Consider the following 19,164-nt stretch of genomic DNA (forward strand, 5'->3'; position numbering starts at 1 on the left):
TGGGCTAACCGGCGGCACCAGCGTTCACGCTGGTGCGCAAGCAAATGTCATCGGCTCGCCATGGCATGATCGGGAGGCGATGTGGCAGTATCGGCAGCGCGCCGGTAGCCGCCGCCATCCAGAGCGCCAACACAGCCGGATTTTCGTCGGAGCTTTCCATGACCCTACTCACCCGCCGCCGGCTTCTAAAAACAGCCGCGCTTGCCGGCGTTGGCGGGGTTGGCCTTGCAGCGATGGCCAGGCTCAGTGGCTGGGCCGCAGCCGCGCCCGAGCCGGTGGTTCTCAAGACGGCAAAGATCCAGGCCAGGTTCATGGATATCGGCCAGACCCGCGATGTGCTGACTTATGGAGAGGCCGGAATGCCGCCGGTGCTCAGGATGAAAAAAGGCGAGCCCTTTGCCGCGCGTCTCGTCAACGCCATCGACGACCCGACGACCATCCATTGGCACGGCATTCGCGTTCCAAACAAGATGGACGGTGTTCCCTTCCTAGTTCAGCCTTACGTCTATACCGGCGATCATTTCGACTACGCCTTCACGCCGCCCGACGCCGGCACGTTCTGGTATCACCCGCATTGCAACACGCTGGAGCAGATGGGCCATGGCCTCACCGGCGTGATCGTGGTCGAAAACCCCAACGATCCCAAATTCGACGCCGAGGCAATCGTCAATCTGCGCGACTGGCGCCTCGGCGACGACGCGCAGTTCATCCAGCAATTCCGGCCGCGCGATGCCGCAAAAACCGGAACCTATGGCACGGTGCGCACCGCCAACTGGCTCGACCAGCCGCAATTCGACGCGCCGGCCGGCGGGTTGGTGCGGCTGCGGGTCGCCATCACCGATGTCACCCGCATCTACGCGTTTCGCGTCGAGGGTGCCGAGGCCGCGGTCATCGCGCTCGACGGCAATCCGGTGCCGCAGCGTTTTGCGCCCGATGCCTTGCTGCTCGGACCGGGGCAGCGCATGGAGCTCGCCATCCGCATGCCTGACCAGGAGGGCGCGATCGTCAGCCTGGGCGACATCAGGGGCACCAAACCCAAGGTCCTCGCCACCTTGCGCGCCACCGGCAGCTCGCTCAAGCGCGACCTGCGCGGCCTCGCACCGCTGGAAGCCAACCCGGTGCCGGAGGTGGATCTCGCCAGCGCGAAACACATAGCGCTCTCGCTCAGCGCCACGGCGGAAAACGTGCCGAGCGACAGCATATGCGGCACGCTAGGCTACTCCTTCTGGGCCATCAACAAGGTACCGTGGCCGGGCGACACGCCGGACCCGACCGCGCCTTTGGCCGAGCTGAAGCTCGGCAAAAGCTATGTCATCGACATGGAGAATTTGACGCCGCAATCGCATCCGATGCATCTGCACGGCATGAGCTTCAAGGTGCTGTCGTCGTCGACACGCCAGGTTCAGCCGGTCATCTCCGACACCTATCTCATGCAGCCCAACGAGAAGGTTCAGCTCGGTTTCGTCGCGGACAATCCCGGCGACTGGCTGCTGCACTGCCACATCATCGAACATCAGAAAACCGGGATGACGAGCTATATCAGGGTGGTTTGACGCCGAGGCGGGTCAATCAGCCTCTACCGGGGTTGGCCTCACCTGTCGGGCCTGTTGCCGGAGAAATTGCCGCCGTCCGCTGGTTTCGTTGGCAAAGCGGGGCCGTTCCCTGCTATTCCCGCCTGCAAATCAAGAAGCCGTGGACACGCTTGCATGACCAATGTCGCCCTGACTGGACTGGCCCGCGATCTCGCCAGGCGCGCCGCCGAGGGACGCCCGGTGCGCATCGGCGTCATCGGCTCCGGCGAAATGGGCACCGACCTGGTCACGCAAGGCATGCTGATGCCCGGCATCTCGGTCGCGGCCATCTCGACACGCCGCCCGCACACCGCCCGTGACGCCATCCGCATCGCCTATGGCGATGAGGCGATGGCGGTCGAGGCGGACAGGGGCTCGAAAGTCACCGCGGCGATCGAGGCGGGCAAAATCGCCATTACCACGAACGAGATGCTGGTCACCAATCCGCTGATCGACGTCGTCATCGACGCCACCGGCAAGCCTGGTGTCGCCGCCGATTTCGACTTGAAGGCGATGGAGCACGGCAAGCACCTGGTGATGATGAATGTCGAGGCCGACGTCACGATCGGCTGCTACCTCAAGCAGCAGGCAGACCGGCTCGGCGTCGTCTATTCGGTCGGCGCCGGCGACGAGCCGTCGAGCTGCATGGAGCTGATCGAATTTGCGTCGGCGCTCGGCTACACCATCGTCTCGGCTGGCAAGGGCAAGAACAACCCGCTCAACCACGATGCCGTTCCGGACGACTATCGCGACGAAGCGATCCGCCGCAACATGAACCCGCGCATGCTGGTCGAATTCGTCGACGGTTCCAAAACCATGGTCGAGATGTGCGCCATCGCCAACGCCACCGGGCTGGTCCCAGACGTTCCCGGCATGCACGGCCCAAAGGCCGACCGCGATCAGCTGGCCAAGGTGCTCATCCCGAAGGCGGATGGCGGCATCCTGTCGAAGAAGGGCGTTGTCGACTACACCATCGGCAAGGGCGTGGCGCCCGGCGTGTTCGTCATCGTCGAGGCGACGCATCCGCGCATCGTCGAGCGCATGGACGATCTGCATATCGGCCACGGCCCCTATTACAGCTTCTTCCGGCCCTACCATCTGACCTCGCTGGAAGTGCCGCTGACGGCAGCGCGTATCATGCTCTACGGCCGCCCCGACATGGTGCCGCTGCCGAAGCCGGTGGCCGAGGTCTGCGCGGTCGCCAAGCGCGATCTCGCCATGGGCGAGACCTTCGATGCCATCGGTGAGACCTGCTACCGCTCCTGGACAATGACCGTCGAAGAGGCCCGCGCCGTCAGCGCCGTCGCGGTCGGCCTGCTCGAAGGCGGCAAGGTGCTGAAGCCGGTCAGGAAGGGCGAGCTCATCACCACCGACAACGCCACACCCGACCGCACGACCAGGCTGTTCGCTTTGCGCAAGCTGCAGGATGAGATGCTGTACGGGAGCTGAGATTGGATGACAGGCCAGTCGGGCTGGCCTTGTCATGACAACTCCCTATGTTGTAGTGGCACCGAACGGAGGCTTCCAGGATGAATCTCCAGATCAGAGACCCGCGCGCCCGTGACCTCGCCCGGCAGCTTGCCGAAAAGCGAAAGATTTCAATGACCGAGGCGGTGATCGAGGCGCTCGAATCCGAGCTTCAGCGCGAACGTGAACGAGTTCCGCTGGCTGAGCGGCTGGCCGCCATATCGAACGATCTGAAGGCCAAGGCGGGAAGCGGCGGCAGGGATTTGACTAAGGATGAGATCGACGAGATGTGGGGACATTCCTGATGTTCATCGACACCTCGGTGGTGATCGCTGTCCTCGCCGGAGAGGAAGACGCCGCCGATTGGAGCCGCCGGATCGGGCAGGCCTCGATACGGATAACATCTCCGCTGGTCGTGCTCGAAGCGGCGATGCGGCTTTCGTCGAAGTTGGTGGTGGAGCCGCTCTCGCCGAAAGGGCAATAGGAGACTTCCTGCGCGAAGCCGCGATCGAGGTGGTTCCGATCGAAAGAGGTGATGCCAAGCTCGCGATCCAGGCTTTTTCGAACTATGGCAAAGGTCGCGGCCACCCGGCTCAGCTCAATCTCGCTGACTGCCTGTCATATGCCTCGGCAAAAAGCCGTGGGATGCCCTTGCTCTACAAAGGGAAAGACTTTTCCCACACCGATCTGGCCTGATCCTACTGCCCCAGTTCCACGATTCGGCCAGCAGCTTCGTCAGCCGCTCCCGCCCAGCAGGCCAAATGCTGCCGCGCTCGCGCCATGGGCTGTTGACCTGCTCGCGCAACACGCCTGATCATTGCGCTCGTGCTGACGACGCAGACCATCGGCTGCCATTGTATGATCCATTCATACAGTCTGTCTCTTTGATCCGGGTTTTTCAAACGATGCCGAGATGCCAATCTCGATCAGTTGAACCCCCATTGAGGATTGAAATCGTGCAAACCATTTGGACAAGACGCGAGACGATGAAAACCCTTCTGGCAACGGGCATGGTTGCCATGCTTCAGCCTCTGGCTTTTGCAGCCAAGGCCGCCGCCAAGCTGAAATGGACCCATTTTCAGGCTGACGAGAATGGTTTCCGCCGCACGCCGGTGCTGCTGACCGGGGAAAAAGAAGCCATCCTCCTCGACGGCGGATTTACCCTGTCCGATGGCCGTGCGGTCGCGGATGCGATCAAGGCGACGGGCAAGACCCTGACGACGATCTATGTCAGTTGCAGCGACCCTGACTATTATTTTGGCCTCCGTCCCGTCGCGGATGCTTTCCCCGGCGCCAAGATCATCGCGGCCGGCGCAACGGTTGCGGCCATCAAAGCCAATGTGCAAGCCAAGCTGGATGTCTGGAGCCCACAGCTCAAGGACAATGGACCGAAGGTCCTGGCGGATGTCGTCATTCCCGAGGCCTCCGATATCACCTCACTTGAAATCGAAGGAAACAAGATCGAGATCGTCACCGTCGCCGATCTGAAAGACCGGCGGTATCTCTGGGTGCCCAGCCTTGAAGCGGTGTTCGGCGGCGTGCTGATCTCGTCCGGCGTACATGTCTGGGTTGCCGACGAGCCAACCGTAGACGACCGCAAGAAATGGATTGCCGCGCTCAACGAAATCGCGTCCCGCAAACCAAACATCGTGGTGCCGTCCCATCAGGTAGCCGGTGCACCGGACGGTCTGGCGGCCGTGGAATTCACCCGCGCCTACCTCGAAGCTTTCAATAAGGAAGCCGAAAAAGCGAAATCCAGCGTCGAGCTGATTGCAGCGATGAAGCGGCGCTATCCCGATCTTCTGGACGTCTCGTCGCTGGAACTGGGCGCAAAGGTCGCCAAGGGTGAGATGAAGTGGGGCTGATACGGCCCCGCGAGCGTCTGGGCTACTTCCCCAATTCCACCGACCGCAGCCGCGCGGCTTCCACCGCCTCGGTCAGCAGCTTCGTCAGCCGGTCTTCGCCCATCAGCACGGCAAGGGCGGCTGCCGTGGTTCCGTTGGGGCTGGTCACCTGCTGGCGCAGGACGCCGGGCTCCTCGCCGCTTTCGGCAGCGAGTGCAGCAGCGCCATAGACGGTCTGCATGGCCAGCAGCCTGGCGGTCTCGGTCGGCAGCCCGGCCTTCTCGGCTGCAACCGTCAGCGCCTCGATGAAATGGAAGATGTAGGCCGGACCGGACCCCGAAACCGCCGTCACCGCGTCCATCAGGCCTTCGTCGTCGATCGTCGTCACCACACCGCTCGCCGACAGCAGCTCGGCAACGAAACGCCTGATGTCGTCGGTCACCAGCGGGTTGGAATAGACCACCATCATGCCCTTGCCGATCGCGGCCGGCGTGTTGGGCATGCAGCGGATAACAGGCGCGAGATGGCCGAGGATGTGCTCGAAGGTGGCGACCGGCGTGCCCGCGGCGATGCTGACGAAGGTGGTCCTGCCGTCGCCGAAGCGCTTGTAGGCGGCGGTGACGTCGCGGATCACCTGCGGCTTGACGGCGATGACGACGAGGTCGGGCTCTGCGTCGGCGGGGATCCCGTTCGCGTCCGCGGCGACACTGCAACCGAGGTGCTCGGCGCGCTTGCGCAATTCGGCATTGGGCTCGACCACGAACACGGCTTGCGGGGCAAGCTTGCCGGATTTCAGCCAGCCCGCAAGCATGGCGTAACCCATATTGCCGCAACCGGCGAGAACAAGCCTGATCGTCATTGAGAGCCCTCCGAGACAAGGGTTCTCCTTAGACGCTAGCGGGCAGACGGGAAAGCCCCTCAAGGGGTGCTGGATCAGGCCAGCCGGTCAAGGTCGCCGGCGCACCGCGATCGGCCGAAGCGACACTTGCTGCAAGCCAAGCACGCCGAGCACGAAGAACAGCCACACCGGGTCGCCGCGATGGAAGAAGAAGCTTTCCAGGAACGCGTTCAGCGCCGTGAACAGCACCACCATCATGAAGAAGTCACCGAGATAGATGTTCTCCTTGCGCGGCGGGATGCGCATGTAGTCGCGCAGCGGCGCGATCAGGAAAGTGTAGACGGCAACGCACAGCGCCGGGATGCCCATCAGCACCGCAATGTCGAGATAGCCGTCATGGCCATGCACGATCGTCCGGATGTCCCAGGCCCGGTCGAAGGGCTGGTCCTGGCTGAGCAGCAGCGGCGTGCCCCAGAAGCTTTCATAGCCGTAGCCGGTCCAGGGCTTCTTCGCCAGCATCTCGCCGGAGAACTCCCACAGCGTCGCGCGCCCGGTATAGGTGAGGTCGGGGAAATAGGTGGCCGCCAGCTCCTTCACCGGCGGGATGAAGACGATGCCTAAGGTGCCGATGGCCGTCGCAATGATCGCCAGTGCAAACAGGACCGGCGTGCCGAACCGCATGCCGATCAGGCTCGGCAGCACGACGATCAGGATCGAGAACGGCACCAGGCCGGCCGTCGTCTTGGAGCCGGTGTGCAGCATGAAGATCATCGCCGCGCCGAAGATCGCCACGCCCCAGAATTTCTGGCTGCGCCGGAAGAGATAGAGGCCGGCGAAGCTGAAGCAGGCCATGATTGGTCCGGCAATGTTCTTGTGGGCGAACACACCACGCCACAGGCCGGCATGTTCGGGCTCCTGCGAATCGGCCGTATGCAGGGCCTCATGCGGAAAGACGATGAGGCCGATATAGGACAGGCCGATAACGACGATCGCGCAGAATATGATGACTTTCGAAAAACTGTCGGCGTCGCGCGGCAGCACCAGGACCGTCGCTATCGTCAAAACGCCAAGCAGCGTGAAGAAGGCCGCGCGCATGGCCGAGGACGGGTCGGTCGCGTTGATGACCGAAAGCATGAAAAAGCCGAGCATCAGAATCCAGGACGGGCTGAGCAGCGAGCGCACCACCTTGGGGTCGGCGAACGTCAGCAGTGAGAAGATCGAAATGGCGCCGAGCGAACTGAAGCCGAGCTGGTTGACGATGTCGCCGCCGTCGCCGGTCAGTTCCGCGCCTGCCGGCTGAAACGGCCGGAACGACACGATGACGACGGCAAACAACAGCGCGGCAATCGCCGTCGCCACGCCGTCGCGGGTGACGATGCCGCCCAGCAGCAGCTCGTCAGTTCTTCTCAGGCTGCCTGTATTGCTCATTGGCGTATCCAAATTCGGCAAGCACGCGGCCGAGCGAGACATAGACGGGGTAAAGCGCCGTCGACAGCGATCCTGTCCGCGCCAATTTGATTGCGCCGCGCACGGGCGAGGCTATCAGCAGCGCCAGGCTTTTTGCAAACACCTTGGCGCCGGCGAATGGCGTGCCGGCGCGCTTCTTCTTTTCGACCAGCGTCGAGATTACACCGTTGCGTAAGGATCGGGCGCGGATCCAGTCAGCCTCGATGCGCCGGGCTGGAACGCCTTCGCGCACCTTTGCCTCGGCGCACCAGCCAAGCACGAAACCTTTCTGCGCCGAGCGGCTGAGGAAGTCGGAATCGCCGCCGCCCATGAAGTTGAACCGCAGGTCGAGGAAGGGCGGCCCCATGATGGTGAGCACATTGCGTCCGACCAGAAGGTTGCCCGAGGAATAGAGTGCGGCCACGCGCCCGGTCTGGCGATAGGGCGGCGCAAACACCGGGTGCTCGGCCCATTTGGCGTGAGCAGGATCGGTAAACACCGGCACTTGCGGGCCACCGACAATGTCGGCGCCAAGCGTCTCCGCCGTCTTGCACATGCGCTCCAGCCAGTCCGCGTCGGCGATCTCGTCATCGTCGATGACCAGCAGGTGGCGGAAATCCGGAAAATGCAGGATCGCCGTCTGCCAGCCGGCATTGTAGGCACTGCAATTGCCCCGCTCATGCGCGATGATGACCATGCCTTTCATATCGTCGCGTTCGAACAGCGGCACGGCCGCCTTGGCGCCCTCACGCGCCTTGGCTTCGTTTTCGATGACGATGACGGCGAAGCGCCGGCTGGTTTGCTGTGCCTTCAGCGACGCCAGCGTTTCCAGCAGCAGTTGCGGCCGCTTGAAGGTCGGCAGCGTGACGACGGCAGCGATCGTCTCTGCGGCGAGCCCCGGAGAGCGTCCCGCAATCGATACCGAACCGTCCGATGGCAAAGGGATCATCCGCTCCAGCCGCATGTTTTGAATCTGACTTTTTGATAACACCGCGACGATAACGTTTCGTTAATCACCTTTCGCAGCGGCGCCTGCTGGTCCGCGCCTTTCAGCCGTTGCGTCGCATGATTTAATCAAGGGTTCACCCAGCTTTGCTAGTGGCTGACGCCTGGATAGGTGAGATGCATCTGCTGTTCGCCACATCGATCGTGCCCGACGGCGCTCTCGCTTCGGGCTATGAGATCGCCAACGCTGCGATCATCGCCGCCTTGCGGCGCGCCGGCGTGCGCGTCACCGTCATCGGCTTCATCTGGCCGGGCAAGGCGCCCAGCGACCCCGAAAACACCATCGTGCTCGGCGCCGTCGACGTGCGCACGGAAAGCGCCTCGGCGCGGCAGAAGCTCGCCTGGCTTGGCAAGGCGGTGCTGTCAGGGCTCACCTTCGCTTCCGTGAAGCTGCGCGCGGTTTCCGACAGCGAAGTCCGTGCCGCGATCGAGCGCGCCGGTCCCTTCGACGGCTATGTCCTGAATTCGGTGCAGTTCGCCGGCGCCTTTGAAAAACTGTTCGCCGACCGTCCCTCGATTTTCGTCGCCCACAATGTCGAACATGGTTCGGCCAAAGAGAATGCGGCAGCAGCAAACAGTCGCTTCCAGCGCCTGCTGTTTGCCCGCGAGGCCAGGCTGCTCAAGACCATGGAGGAGCGGCTCTGCCGCCGGGCTCGCTTCGTCTTCACGCTGGCCGAGGAAGACCGCGCCGCACTCGGCGTTGCCAGCGACGACCGCTCGGCGGTGCTGCCGCTGGTGACCACTGCCACGGCCCCAAAGCCGGTCAAGCCGCGCCGCATCGATTGCGACGCGGCGCTGATCGGCACTTGGACCTGGCAGCCGAACCGCATCGGCCTCGACTGGTTCCTGGAAAAAGTCGTGCCGCATCTTCGCCGGAGCTTTCGCATCAGGGTCGCCGGCAACATGCCGTCGGATATCACCTCTGCCCATCCCGGTGTCGAATTTGTCGGCCGCGTGTCCGACGCCCAGAATTTCGTGCGCGGCGCCGCCGTCATTCCACTGATCAGCACCGCGGGCAGCGGCGTTCAGCTCAAGACCATCGAAACCTTCGAGCTCGGCCTGCCGTCGGTCGCCACCAGCCGTTCGCTGCGCGGCATCGATCATCGCCCGGCAAATTGCTTCGTCACCGACGATCCGGCCGCCTTCGCCGGCGCGCTGGAGGCAGCGGCGGCCGATGTCAAGGATGTCGATGGCAGCGCCTTTCACCGCCGGCAGATCAAGGCACTGGATGCCGCCATCAGGCTCGGCCTGGAAAAGCTCGGGTCGGTGGGGGAGGAGGTGTTTGCATGAACATGCACACCGCCCGCGCCGCCTTCGGGCTCGATACGCTGAAGACGATCCTTGGCATTTCGGTCCTTGCCATCGGCTGGGATGACGCGATCGCGCTGCTCGCTCGTCTGATTGCCGAGCGGCGCTTCACCAAGGTCAGTTTTCTCAACGCTCACAACGCCAACATCGCCTCTACCGATCCGGTCTTTGCCGAGGCGCTCGACGATTTCCTCATCCTGCCTGACGGCGTTGGCGTCGATCTGGCGGCAAAGCTGCTCTACGGCGCGCCGTTCCCGGACAATCTCAACGGCACTGATCTCATTCCGGCCTTTCTGCAGGCATCGGCGAGGCCGCTGACCGTCGGGTTGCTTGGCGCCACCCGCGCCAACGCCGAGGCGGCGTCGGTCAGGCTAGCCGCTCTGGCGGTGCAGCACGAATTCGTCGTCATCCATGACGGCTATTTCTCCCCCGCCGAAGAGCAGGCGATCGTCGATCGCATCGAGGCATTGCGGCCCGACGTGCTGCTTGTGGCCATGGGCGTGCCGCGCCAGGAATTGTGGATCGCCCGTCATATCGATGCCCGCCACTGCACGCTGCCGATCGCCGTCGGCGCGCTGCTCGATTTTCTCTCCGGCACGGTGCCGCGGGCGCCTCTGTGGATGCGCCAGCTGAGGCTCGAATGGTTGTTCCGTCTGTGCATCGAGCCCGGCCGGCTGTGGCGCCGCTACGTCGTCGGCAATCCGGTGTTCCTGCTGCGTGTCGTCAGGCAGAAATTCTCGCGTCGGCCCGAGCCCGCCGGAGAGTTGCGGTGAACAGCCGCGTCGTGCCGAGCCCTGCAGCCGAGACCGGTGCCCTGCCGCAAACGCCGACGGCGGCGGTGGTGACCGCCAGCTATGCGCCGGATTTCGAACGCTGCCGCCTGTTGTGCGAGACCCTCGACCGCCATGTCTCCGGCTTGGCGCATCATTACATTCTGGTCGAGCACCGCGACGTGGCGCTGTTTCGCCAGTTGGAAAACGACCGCCGCAGCGTTGTCGACGAGCGCGACCTGCTGCCGCGCTGGCTGCGTGTGTTCGACGATCCGATGAGCCTCTTTCGCCGTCGCATCTGGCTCAGTCTCAAGACCCAGCCGCTGCGCGGCTGGCATGTGCAGCAGCTGCGCCGCATCGCCATCGCTGCGCATGCTGGAGAAGACGTGCTGGTCTTCTGCGATTCCGACGTCGCCTTCCTCAAGCCATTCGATCTGAGCGCCTTCTGGCGCGACGGCAAGGTGCGGCTGTTCCGGCGCGACGGCGTGCTGTCGAGCGACGGTCACGACGAGCATCGCATCTGGTCGCGCAATGCGGCCTCGGCGATTGGTATCGATGCATCCGAGGTTTCGAACCACGACTATATTTCGACGCTGATCGCCTGGCGCCGTCAGACCGTGACGGCGATGTGCGCCGAGATCGAGAAGGTGCACGCGCGCGGCTGGGTCGAGGTCATCGCTTCAGTGCGCCGGTTCTCCGAATGCATGATCTATGGCCGCTATGTCGACGATGTGCTGGGGGGCGCCGGCCATTTCCACGGCTCGGAGGAATTCTGCCGCGTGCACTGGACCGGGGAGGCGCTGTCGGATGACGAATTCCGCAGCTTCGTCGCCGCTATGGCACCGGGGCAGGTGGCGATCGGCATGCAATCCTTCATCGGCACCGATATCGGCCGCATCCGCCGCCTGATCGGATTGGCTTAGATTGCCTTGGCGGGCTTGCGCAGCGCCGAATAGGTTAGCAGCGCCGAGGCGAGATAGAGCAGCAGGAAGACGACATTGAGCGATACGACAAGCCTGGGCGTGTCGGCAATCGTGGTCAGCACATAGGTCAACAGCACCGCCTTCAGCCCCGCCAGCAGGCCGAGGTTGAGCGCCCTGAGCGCGGTCTGGCCGCGCGCGAACAGCAGCTCGGCCTGGTATTCGACCAGGTTGCGCAGTCCCGGCACGCCGATTGCCAACGCCACCAAGGGCGCCGCCTCGGCGACATTCCGGCCAAGTGCATTGGGGAAGAAATGCAGCACGATGCCGAGTGCGGCCAGTGCCAATGTCGACACCAGGAACACGCCGGCTTCGATACCGCTCTTGACCCGCAGTCGCGACAACAGCTCCGGCGCCCGCATCATCCTCTGCACCAGCATCATCGAGAAGGTGCGGATCGGGATTGCCGTCAGGTCGACCAGCCGCATGATGATGGCATAGATGCCGGCCAGATGCGGCCCGCCGATCGCCAGCACGAGCAGCTTGTCGAATTCCGACTGCAGGTAGAACAGCACTTCGGCTCCTGCAACATAGATCGAATCGGCAAGCCGCCTGAGATAGAGCTCGGTGCGCAGCCTCAGCCGCTGGCGTGGATAATAGAAGCCGAAGGCCAGCAGCAGCGAGGCGGCGTTGGCGCCGATGTAGAACAACGACCAGATCCAGACGCTGTGCTGGCCCGATAGCATGAACAGCACGGCGCCCAGCGCGCGGAACGCCGTGGCCACGATCGACAGCACGGCGGCGCGGCCGAATTTGCCGAGCCCGTTGTTGACGATCAGCACCACCTCGACCGGCCGCCACAAAAGCGCCTCTGCAAAGACGATTGCGGCAAAGACGGCCAGCGGAACGGTGCTGGCGAAGAAGATCAGGTAGACGCCCCAGGAGGCCGCCGCCAGCAGTGGTAAGGACACGGCGCCAAGCAAAAGGAAGCCGGCGGTGAAGGTGCCGATCAGATTGGGGCGGATGGTGGCTGTGCGGTAAAGCGCCGAGATGAAGCCGAAAGCGAGGATGCGCGACAGCATGACGCCGGCCGCCGAGGCGGTGGCGAACATGCCGAACTCGGCAATCGACAGCGTGTTGGCAAGTGCGATGAAATAGGCGAGCGAGAACACCAGCCGCCCGCCGGCGCCGCTGATGGCTGAAAGATAGTCGCGAACCAGCCCCCGTCTTTCGGCGAGGAAGGTGCCGATGCGGGCGAGTGTCCGCCTTTGCGGTATGTCGCTGGCCTGCGTCATATCGAGGAAAGCCGTAAGCCGCAAAGCTTAACGTGCGGTTCTGACGCCATTTTACAGATCCCGGCAATGCGTGGCGAAGCGAGAAACTTTCACTTGCAGACTTCGGAAATTAACCTTTTGTTTCCCATGCCTGTTTAGCGTGACTTAACGATTGGCCGACCGCCGCTCCTGCGCCGTCGAAGGTAAAGTTTCGAGACAATGGTCGACAGGGAAAACCGTGAAGACTGGAGGCGCGAGCGCTCCCTCCTGGCGCTCGGCAAAGCCGTGCGCGGCGATGAGGCGGCGGATGCGTCGGCGGTCTCGATCGGTGACCGGGTGGATCCGTCATGGCGCGAGGACGCCGCCACGCGTCACCGCATAGCCCGCTCGCAACGCGAGGCGCGGTCGAATCCGGCGCCAACGTCACCGCCCGAGCCGCCGCAGTTCCAGGCCGACGGCGAACCCGTTTCGGCCGCCAGCGCGCGTGAGGAGCCTGTTTCCGGCCGGCGTCAGCAGCACGCCGCCTATGAGCTCCGCTCTTTCCACGAGCAGCGACCGGACCGCGACGACGATGACGGGCAGGAATGGAAGCCGCTGATCGATCCGCTCCAGGTCGTCCGCGGCATTAGTCGTTCCAAGTTGCTGATCGTCTCGACGACGATATTGGGCACGGTGCTCGGCGTCGCCGTCGCCGTTTCGACACCGAAGAAATACGAAGCCACCACACAGATGGTCATCGAGCCAGGCGACCTGAAGCTTTCCGACAACGATCTCACCCAACCGGTCGGGCAGCCCGATGCGGCGCTGGCTGTTGTCGAAACCCGCATCAAGATGGTGACATCCGGCAAGGTCCTCGACAAGGTCGTGGCCGATCTCAATCTCGTCGACGATCCGGAATTCAACGGACAGGGCTCTGGCGGCCTTGGCGTCCTGTCGCTCATTCGCTCGATACTGTCGCGCCAGGATGGCCCTGGCGGCGGCGGTGAAGTGCGCCGCCAGGCGCTGGCGGTCGGCAATCTGGCCAAGAGCCTGTCGGTTGAGCGCAGCGGCAAGAGCTTTGTCGTTTCCATCAGCGCCACCACTCAAAGCGCCGACAAATCGGCGAAGATAGCCAATACGACCAGGGACGTTTTCCAGCAGGAGGCGGCCCAATACCAGTTCGGGATGGCCGGGCGCGCGACGGACCAGCTGACGGCCAAGCTCGATGACCTGCGCAAGAATGTCGAGACAGCGGAGCGCAAGGTCGAGGATTTCAGGGCCACGCATGATCTCGTCGACGCGCAGGGCCATCTGATCAGCGACGACCAGATGCTGAAGCTCAACGAGCAGCTCTCAGTCACCCGGGCCCGTACGCTGGAACTCAATGCCCGGGCCGCGTCGGCGCGTTCGCTGGACGTCAATTCGGTCATCAACGGCACGTTGCCGGAAGAAATCAATTCCAACACGATGAGCGAACTGCGCGCGCAATATGCAGCTTTGAAGCAGGAGGCCGACCGCGCCGCCGTGCGTCTGGGACCGCGTCATCCCGAATACCAGGCGCTCAGTGCCCAGCTCGACGGCTCGCGCGAGCGCATCGCAGGCGAACTGCGCCGCATCGCCTCGTCGCTGCAGGTCGACTTGAAGCGCTCGGTCCAGCTTGAGCAGGATCTCGCTTCCCGCCTGGCTCAGGCAAAGGTCCAGAGCGGCGACGTCAACAGCGATCTGGTCAGCCTGCGCGAACTGGAGCGTGATGCCACGGCCAAACGCTCCGTCTACGAACAGTACCTTCTGCGCGCCAAGGAGACCGGCGAACAGCAAAACATCAACACCACCAACATCAATCTGATGNCCCCCGCGCAACCGCCGCTCGAACCCAACGGACCGTCGCGGGCTGTAATAGCGATGGCCGGCCTGCTGCTCGGGCTTGCTTCGGGCATCGGTGTCGGCGCCATGCGCGGCGCCTTTGCCAGCCTGCGCGGCGCTGCCAATTCGCGTTCGCGCGGCAGAATGGACGAGCGCCGCCCTCCGGTCGAGGACAAGGTCTATCGCGCGCCGCTGCCTGTGGCGCCGCCACCGGCAGCACCTCCGGTGTTGCCGACCGCGGCCGCTCCCGCCCGGAGCCCAGGTCTGTTCGACGGACTGTTCTCGGCGATGCGCAAAGCCGCGCCGGGTAGCGGGACGTCAGGCGAACCCGTCGAGACCTACCGCGCCCAACCAGCCGCCGAATATACAAGGCCGGTGCAGGAGCCTGTGGGCTATCGCCAGCCGGACTTCCGGAACGAGGTTCCGCACGCCAATTCCCCTGCGCAGCAGCCTGGCTACGCGCAGCCTCGTCAGCCGGCTGACTATGCCTATTCGCAGGCTCAGCCGCTGCCCGCGGCGTCCGGGCCGTGGTCTTCTCCGCAGCCCGCTGGGGCGGCGCCGGAAGACCAGCAGGCGCAAATCGACGATATCCGCGCCAGCCTGCGCGAATTTCGCGAAGCGGTGCGCGAACTCACCGAAAGCCGTTCGCACCGCCGCTATTTCTGAGCAATTCCAGGAAAAGTGTGAAACGGTTTTCCCGGGAAAAGCGCGTAGCGCGCTTTCCCTTGGGAATTGCGTCAAAACAAGAATATAGAGCGGTTCAGCCTTTCCGTGAAAGGATGAGTCGCTCTGAGCCCGTCAGCACAGAATAAAAGCTGCCGGTTTCGAGTTTACGGCATGTGACGGCGCTTTGACGGGATTGCTTAGGCCAAATTTCGTGACAATGCCGCGCAGCATGGCGCCCAAAAAGCGCTGCCGTCGGGCTTTACCCGAATGGGCGGAACGTTTGGAACAACGACATGCACGAAGCAACGTTCAAGGCGCGCGCCGCGCCTTGGCTGGAATGATGTCGAGGATGGTTCATGGCCGAAGTGATTGACGGAAAGATCGTCGCCGCAGACGTGGTTCAGAAGGTCAAGGCCTTGACCGAGGACCTGGTCGCCAAGGGAAAGGCCCAGCCCGGCTTAGCGGTGGTCATCGTCGGCGAGGATCCGGCAAGCCAGGTCTATGTCGCGTCGAAGTCGCGCACCGCCAAGGAATGCGGCTTTCATTCGCTGCAGCACACGCTGCCGGCCGACACGTCCGAAGCGGCACTGCTGAAGATCATCGGCGAACTCAACGCCGATCCGGCCATCAACGGCATTCTGGTGCAGCTGCCGCTTCCCGCCCATATCGATGCCGGCAAGATCATCCAGGCCATCGCACCGCAAAAGGATGTCGACGGCTTTCATTTCATCAATGTCGGCAAGCTCGGCACCGGCGAACTCGAAACAGCCTTCGTGCCCTGCACGCCGGCCGGCTCCATGCTTTTGATCGAACGCGTGCGCGGCAAGGATCTTTCCGGCCTCAACGCGGTCGTCGTCGGCCGCTCCAACATCGTCGGCAAGCCGATGGCAAATCTGTTGCTTGCCGCCAACTGCACCGTCACCATTGCCCACAGCCGCACCAAGGATCTGCCGGCGCTGGCCCGCACAGCCGACATTCTGGTTGCCGCCGTCGGCCGGCCCGAAATGATCAAGGGCGACTGGGTCAAGCCCGGCGCCACCGTGATCGATGTCGGGATTAACCGCATTGCCGCACCCGAGAAGGGCGAAGGCAAAACCCGCCTCGTCGGCGATGTAGCCTATGCCGAAGCGGCCAAGGCCGCCGGCGCCATCACCCCCGTGCCCGGCGGTGTCGGACCGATGACCATTGCCATGCTGATGGCCAATACGTTAGCCTCAGCCTACCTTGCGGCCGGCTTGAAGCGGCCTTCCTTCTGACCCAGAAAGCAGCTTCTTTGCCGAACCTTACTATACCCTCTGAACGGCCGGTCGTGGATGATCCCGTTCAAGGGGGCCGGCAATTCGCGTTCCTGCTGGTCGACAAGTTTTCGATGTTTTCGTTGGCAGCGGCGATCGATACCTTCCGCTCGGCCAACCGCCTGCTCGGCCGCGATTTCTATGGCTGGACGACGGTCTCGGCCGACGGCGATCCCGTCATGGCCTCCAACGGCCTGCCGCTCAAGATCGACTATGCCGTCGCCGATTTGCCACCGGTCGATATCCTGTTCGTGTCGGTGGGCCTGTCGGTCGAGTTCCCCGGCAAGAGCAAGGTGCTGGCGGCGCTGCGCAGCTGGGGCCGGCGCGGCAATGCGCTCGGCGCGCTTTCGGTGGGCTCTTACCTCCTGGCCGAAGCCGGTCAGCTCGAAGGCTATCGCTGCACCATCCATTGGGAAAACCGCGCCGGCTTCGTCGAGCGCTTTCCCGACATCAATTGCACCGGCAACGTCTTCGAGATCGACCGCAAGCGCTACACCTGCGCCGGCGGCACGACCTCGATCGACCTGATGCTGGAGATCGTGCGTGGCGACTTCGGCTCGAACCTCGCCAACGGCGTTGCCAACCAGTTCCAGCATGAGCGCATCCGCTCCGCCGGCGACCGCCAGCGCGTCGGGCCGGAGCGCGACCTGACCGGCAAGTCGGAGAAGCTAAGGCGCATCGTCGAACTGATGGCCGACCATCTCGACGAGCCGCTATCAGCCGTGCAGCTTGCCAAATCGGCGGGCCTGTCGGTGCGCCAGGTCGAGCGCTTGTTCCTGCGCCATTTGAGCGTCACGCCCGGTCGTTACTACATGCGGCTCAGGCTTGAGCGGGCGCGCGAACTGCTGCGCCAGACCAACATGCCGATCCTCGACGTGGCCATTGCCACCGGCTTTACCTCGCACTCCTATTTCGCGCAGAGCTATCGGCTGCAGTTCGGCCGTCCGCCTTCCGAAGAGCGGCGCACCACCTACTGATTTCGTGCTACCAGCTCTGCCGGCGCCGATCCTGTTACACTGCAACCGTTAGAAGCATGATCCCAAAAAGTGGGTGCCGGTTTTTGGAAAAGATCGTGCTCTAACAAAGGGTTAGATCATGATGAGATTTCATCCAAATCTCATCATGATCTAGTAACCCGCTCCAGGCTTGTGTCCGGACGCGCTGTCAAATAGCTTCCGGCGCGGATCAGAGGGCGGCCTCAAGGAGATTTCGATGGCGGGACTTTTGCGGAGCGTAGCTGCGGCGCTGCTCCTTTTGTCGATGACTTCGCTCGGCTTTGCCGCCAATAAGGTTATCATCATTCTTGACGCTTCAGGCTCGATGTGGGCCCAGATCGACGGCAAGCCGAAGCTCGAGATCGCGCGCGAATCGCTGAGGACCGTACTGCAGTCGGTCCCGGGCGACGACGAGATCGGCTTAATGGCCTATGGCCACCGCGAAAAGGGCAGCTGCGACGACATCGAGCTGATCGTGCCGCCGCAAGCCGGCTCGGCTAGCGCCATTTCGGCCGCTGCCGACAGCCTGAAATTCCTCGGCAAGACGCCGCTGACCGCAGCCGTCAAGCAGGCGGCCGAAGCTCTGAAATACACCGAGGACAAGGCGACCGTGGTTCTCATCACCGATGGGCTTGAAACCTGCGAAGGTGACCCGTGCGCGCTGGGCAAGGAACTGGAGGCCTCAGGCGTCGATTTCACCGTCGACGTCGTCGGCTTCGGCCTGACCGCTGACGAGGGCAAGCAGATCGCCTGCCTTGCCGACAACACCGGCGGCAAATATATCCAGGCCTCGGACGAGAAGGCGCTGCAGGAAGCACTGGTCGAAACCGTCGCCGCGCCGGCTCCGGCGCCGGCACCCGAACCCGCTCCGGCGCCTGCCCCTGAACCGGCAAAGCCCGAATTCAATTTCATCCCGAGCGTGGTCATGGCGGAAGGCGGCGATCCGATCACCGACGGCAATGCCTGGGAGGTCTACAAGGCCAAGGCCGATGGCACGCGCGGCGAGGCCGTCACCACCCAGTACAACAACTACGAGGCCAATCTCGAGCCGGGCGAATATGTCGTCGTCGCGCGCGCCGACGAAGCTCAGGCGGAACAGAAGGTCAAGATCGAGGCGGGCCAGGTCTACAGGCCGCTCTTCACCTTGAACGCCGGCACCATGCTCATCCATCCGAAGCCAAGCCAGGGCGCCGAGATCAGTGACGAAGCCCATGTCGACTTCGCCTTCCCGGGCGGCAGCACCACCCACTATGGCGACACCAGGATCATCGTGCCGGCTGGTGAGCAGAAGGTGACGGTTGCGATCGGCAGCGGCTCGGTGACCGAGAACATCCAGCTCGCCGCCGGGCAGACTGTGGAAAAAGACATAGTCGTCGGCGTCGGCCATGCCGCCGTCAACGCCTACTACACTGCAGGTGGCGACAAGGCCGACTCCTCGGGCATCAGCGTCCAGATCGTCAAGGCCAAGAAAAAGATCGACGGCTCGCGTGACGATGTCGCTCACTCCTATGGGCCCGACAGCAAGTTCTGGCTGCCGCCGGACGACTATGTCGCGGTCACCTCGCTTGAGCTCGCAACCGTCGAGCAGCCTTTCAGCGTCAAGGTTGGCGACGTCAGGGACGTCAAGGTGACGCTCGATGCCGGCGTGCTGGTGATGTCGGCGCCGGGCGCCTATTCGATCGAGGTGCTGTCGTCGAAGAAGGATATCCAGGGCAACCGCAAAGCGCTCGGCCTGAACTATGGCGACACCTGGCAGCAGACTATCCCAGCCGGCGACTATGTCGTCCTCCGCCACATGTCCGATCAAGGCCATGACAAGGAAATGCCGGTGACGGTCAAGGCCGGCGAACGGAGCGAGATTACGGTTCAGCCGTAATCGCCATCCATCCCTCACCAAAGGGCGGCCTCAAACCGAGCTCGAGC

General features: G+C 63.5%; 17 protein-coding genes. 13 read left to right on the forward strand and 4 right to left on the reverse strand.

Features of this window, described 5'->3' with window-relative positions; all coding sequences use genetic code 11:
* Positions 1 to 158 precede the first annotated feature (158 nt).
* The 6 genes from X726_RS157870 (at position 159) to X726_RS157855 (ending at position 4,903) form a co-directional block, all read left to right on the forward strand.
* Entirely contained in the window at positions 159 to 1,553 is a 1,395-nt protein-coding gene (locus X726_RS157870; RefSeq protein WP_023669290.1) for a multicopper oxidase family protein, read from the forward strand.
* A gap of 153 nt (positions 1,554 to 1,706) precedes the next feature.
* Positions 1,707 to 3,020 (forward strand): NAD(P)H-dependent oxidoreductase, encoded by a 1,314-nt coding sequence (locus X726_RS157865; RefSeq protein ID WP_023669291.1) that lies wholly within the window; start codon positions 1,707 to 1,709, stop codon positions 3,018 to 3,020.
* An 80-nt stretch (positions 3,021 to 3,100) separates the two neighbouring features.
* On the forward strand, positions 3,101 to 3,343 hold the full coding sequence (locus tag X726_RS157860; RefSeq protein WP_023669292.1) for a type II toxin-antitoxin system VapB family antitoxin: 243 nt from the start codon (positions 3,101 to 3,103) through the stop codon (positions 3,341 to 3,343).
* Positions 3,343 to 3,522, forward strand: coding sequence for a type II toxin-antitoxin system VapC family toxin (locus tag X726_RS1000000172240; protein WP_245261319.1), 180 nt, complete (start codon positions 3,343 to 3,345; stop codon positions 3,520 to 3,522). The genes X726_RS157860 and X726_RS1000000172240 overlap by 1 nt, the downstream gene beginning before the upstream one ends.
* 29 nt (positions 3,523 to 3,551) lie before the next feature.
* Positions 3,552 to 3,734: a type II toxin-antitoxin system VapC family toxin gene (locus X726_RS1000000172245; RefSeq protein WP_280792065.1), complete on the forward strand. Its 183-nt coding sequence runs from the start codon at positions 3,552 to 3,554 to the stop codon at positions 3,732 to 3,734.
* Positions 3,735 to 4,003: 269 nt separating this feature from the next.
* Positions 4,004 to 4,903: an MBL fold metallo-hydrolase gene (locus X726_RS157855; RefSeq protein WP_023669293.1), complete on the forward strand. Its 900-nt coding sequence runs from the start codon at positions 4,004 to 4,006 to the stop codon at positions 4,901 to 4,903.
* A gap of 22 nt (positions 4,904 to 4,925) precedes the next feature.
* Here X726_RS157855 and proC read toward each other — a convergent pair whose 3' ends face one another.
* From proC to X726_RS157840, 3 genes are all read right to left on the reverse strand, one after another.
* Positions 4,926 to 5,741: a pyrroline-5-carboxylate reductase gene (gene proC / locus X726_RS157850; protein ID WP_023669294.1), complete on the reverse strand. Its 816-nt coding sequence runs from the start codon at positions 5,739 to 5,741 to the stop codon at positions 4,926 to 4,928.
* 87 nt (positions 5,742 to 5,828) lie between these two features.
* Positions 5,829 to 7,148, reverse strand: a complete 1,320-nt coding sequence (locus X726_RS157845) for an O-antigen ligase (RefSeq protein ID WP_023669295.1) — start codon at positions 7,146 to 7,148, stop codon at positions 5,829 to 5,831.
* Positions 7,117 to 8,115, reverse strand: coding sequence for a glycosyltransferase (locus X726_RS157840; RefSeq protein WP_023669296.1), 999 nt, complete (start codon positions 8,113 to 8,115; stop codon positions 7,117 to 7,119). The genes X726_RS157845 and X726_RS157840 overlap by 32 nt, the downstream gene beginning before the upstream one ends.
* Positions 8,116 to 8,288: 173 nt before the next feature.
* Between X726_RS157840 and X726_RS157835 the strand changes: the two genes are divergently transcribed.
* Genes X726_RS157835 through X726_RS157825 form a run of 3 tightly spaced genes read left to right on the forward strand, consistent with a single transcriptional unit; the run spans position 8,289 to position 11,172 of the window.
* Positions 8,289 to 9,461: a glycosyltransferase family 4 protein gene (locus X726_RS157835; protein ID WP_023669297.1), complete on the forward strand. Its 1,173-nt coding sequence runs from the start codon at positions 8,289 to 8,291 to the stop codon at positions 9,459 to 9,461.
* Positions 9,458 to 10,252: a WecB/TagA/CpsF family glycosyltransferase gene (locus X726_RS157830; protein WP_023669298.1), complete on the forward strand. Its 795-nt coding sequence runs from the start codon at positions 9,458 to 9,460 to the stop codon at positions 10,250 to 10,252. Before X726_RS157835 ends, X726_RS157830 begins: the two co-directional genes overlap by 4 nt.
* Positions 10,249 to 11,172 carry a DUF6492 family protein gene (locus X726_RS157825; RefSeq protein ID WP_023669299.1) on the forward strand — a complete coding sequence of 308 codons (924 nt, stop codon included), beginning with the start codon at positions 10,249 to 10,251 and terminating at the stop codon, positions 11,170 to 11,172. The genes X726_RS157830 and X726_RS157825 overlap by 4 nt, the downstream gene beginning before the upstream one ends.
* Here X726_RS157825 and X726_RS157820 read toward each other — a convergent pair.
* Positions 11,169 to 12,464, reverse strand: a complete 1,296-nt coding sequence (locus X726_RS157820) for a lipopolysaccharide biosynthesis protein (protein WP_023669300.1) — start codon at positions 12,462 to 12,464, stop codon at positions 11,169 to 11,171. The genes X726_RS157825 and X726_RS157820 overlap by 4 nt on opposite strands.
* 198 nt (positions 12,465 to 12,662) lie before the next feature.
* Here X726_RS157820 and X726_RS157815 point away from each other — a divergent pair, with 198 nt between their 5' ends.
* The 4 genes from X726_RS157815 to X726_RS157800 all read left to right on the forward strand — a co-directional run bounded on the left by X726_RS157815 (position 12,663) and on the right by X726_RS157800 (position 19,117).
* Positions 12,663 to 14,951 (forward strand): GumC family protein, encoded by a 2,289-nt coding sequence (locus X726_RS157815; protein ID WP_023669301.1) that lies wholly within the window; start codon positions 12,663 to 12,665, stop codon positions 14,949 to 14,951.
* A gap of 356 nt (positions 14,952 to 15,307) precedes the next feature.
* Positions 15,308 to 16,207, forward strand: coding sequence for a bifunctional methylenetetrahydrofolate dehydrogenase/methenyltetrahydrofolate cyclohydrolase FolD (folD, locus tag X726_RS157810; RefSeq protein WP_023669302.1), 900 nt, complete (start codon positions 15,308 to 15,310; stop codon positions 16,205 to 16,207).
* Between the two features lie 17 nt (positions 16,208 to 16,224).
* Positions 16,225 to 17,223 (forward strand): GlxA family transcriptional regulator, encoded by a 999-nt coding sequence (locus tag X726_RS157805; protein ID WP_032888631.1) that lies wholly within the window; start codon positions 16,225 to 16,227, stop codon positions 17,221 to 17,223.
* Between the two features lie 235 nt (positions 17,224 to 17,458).
* Positions 17,459 to 19,117 (forward strand): VWA domain-containing protein, encoded by a 1,659-nt coding sequence (locus X726_RS157800; RefSeq protein WP_023669304.1) that lies wholly within the window; start codon positions 17,459 to 17,461, stop codon positions 19,115 to 19,117.
* Positions 19,118 to 19,164 lie beyond the last annotated feature (47 nt).

The sequence above is a fragment of the Mesorhizobium sp. LSJC285A00 genome, assembly GCF_000503155.1.
Classification (GTDB): Bacteria; Pseudomonadota; Alphaproteobacteria; order Rhizobiales; family Rhizobiaceae; genus Mesorhizobium.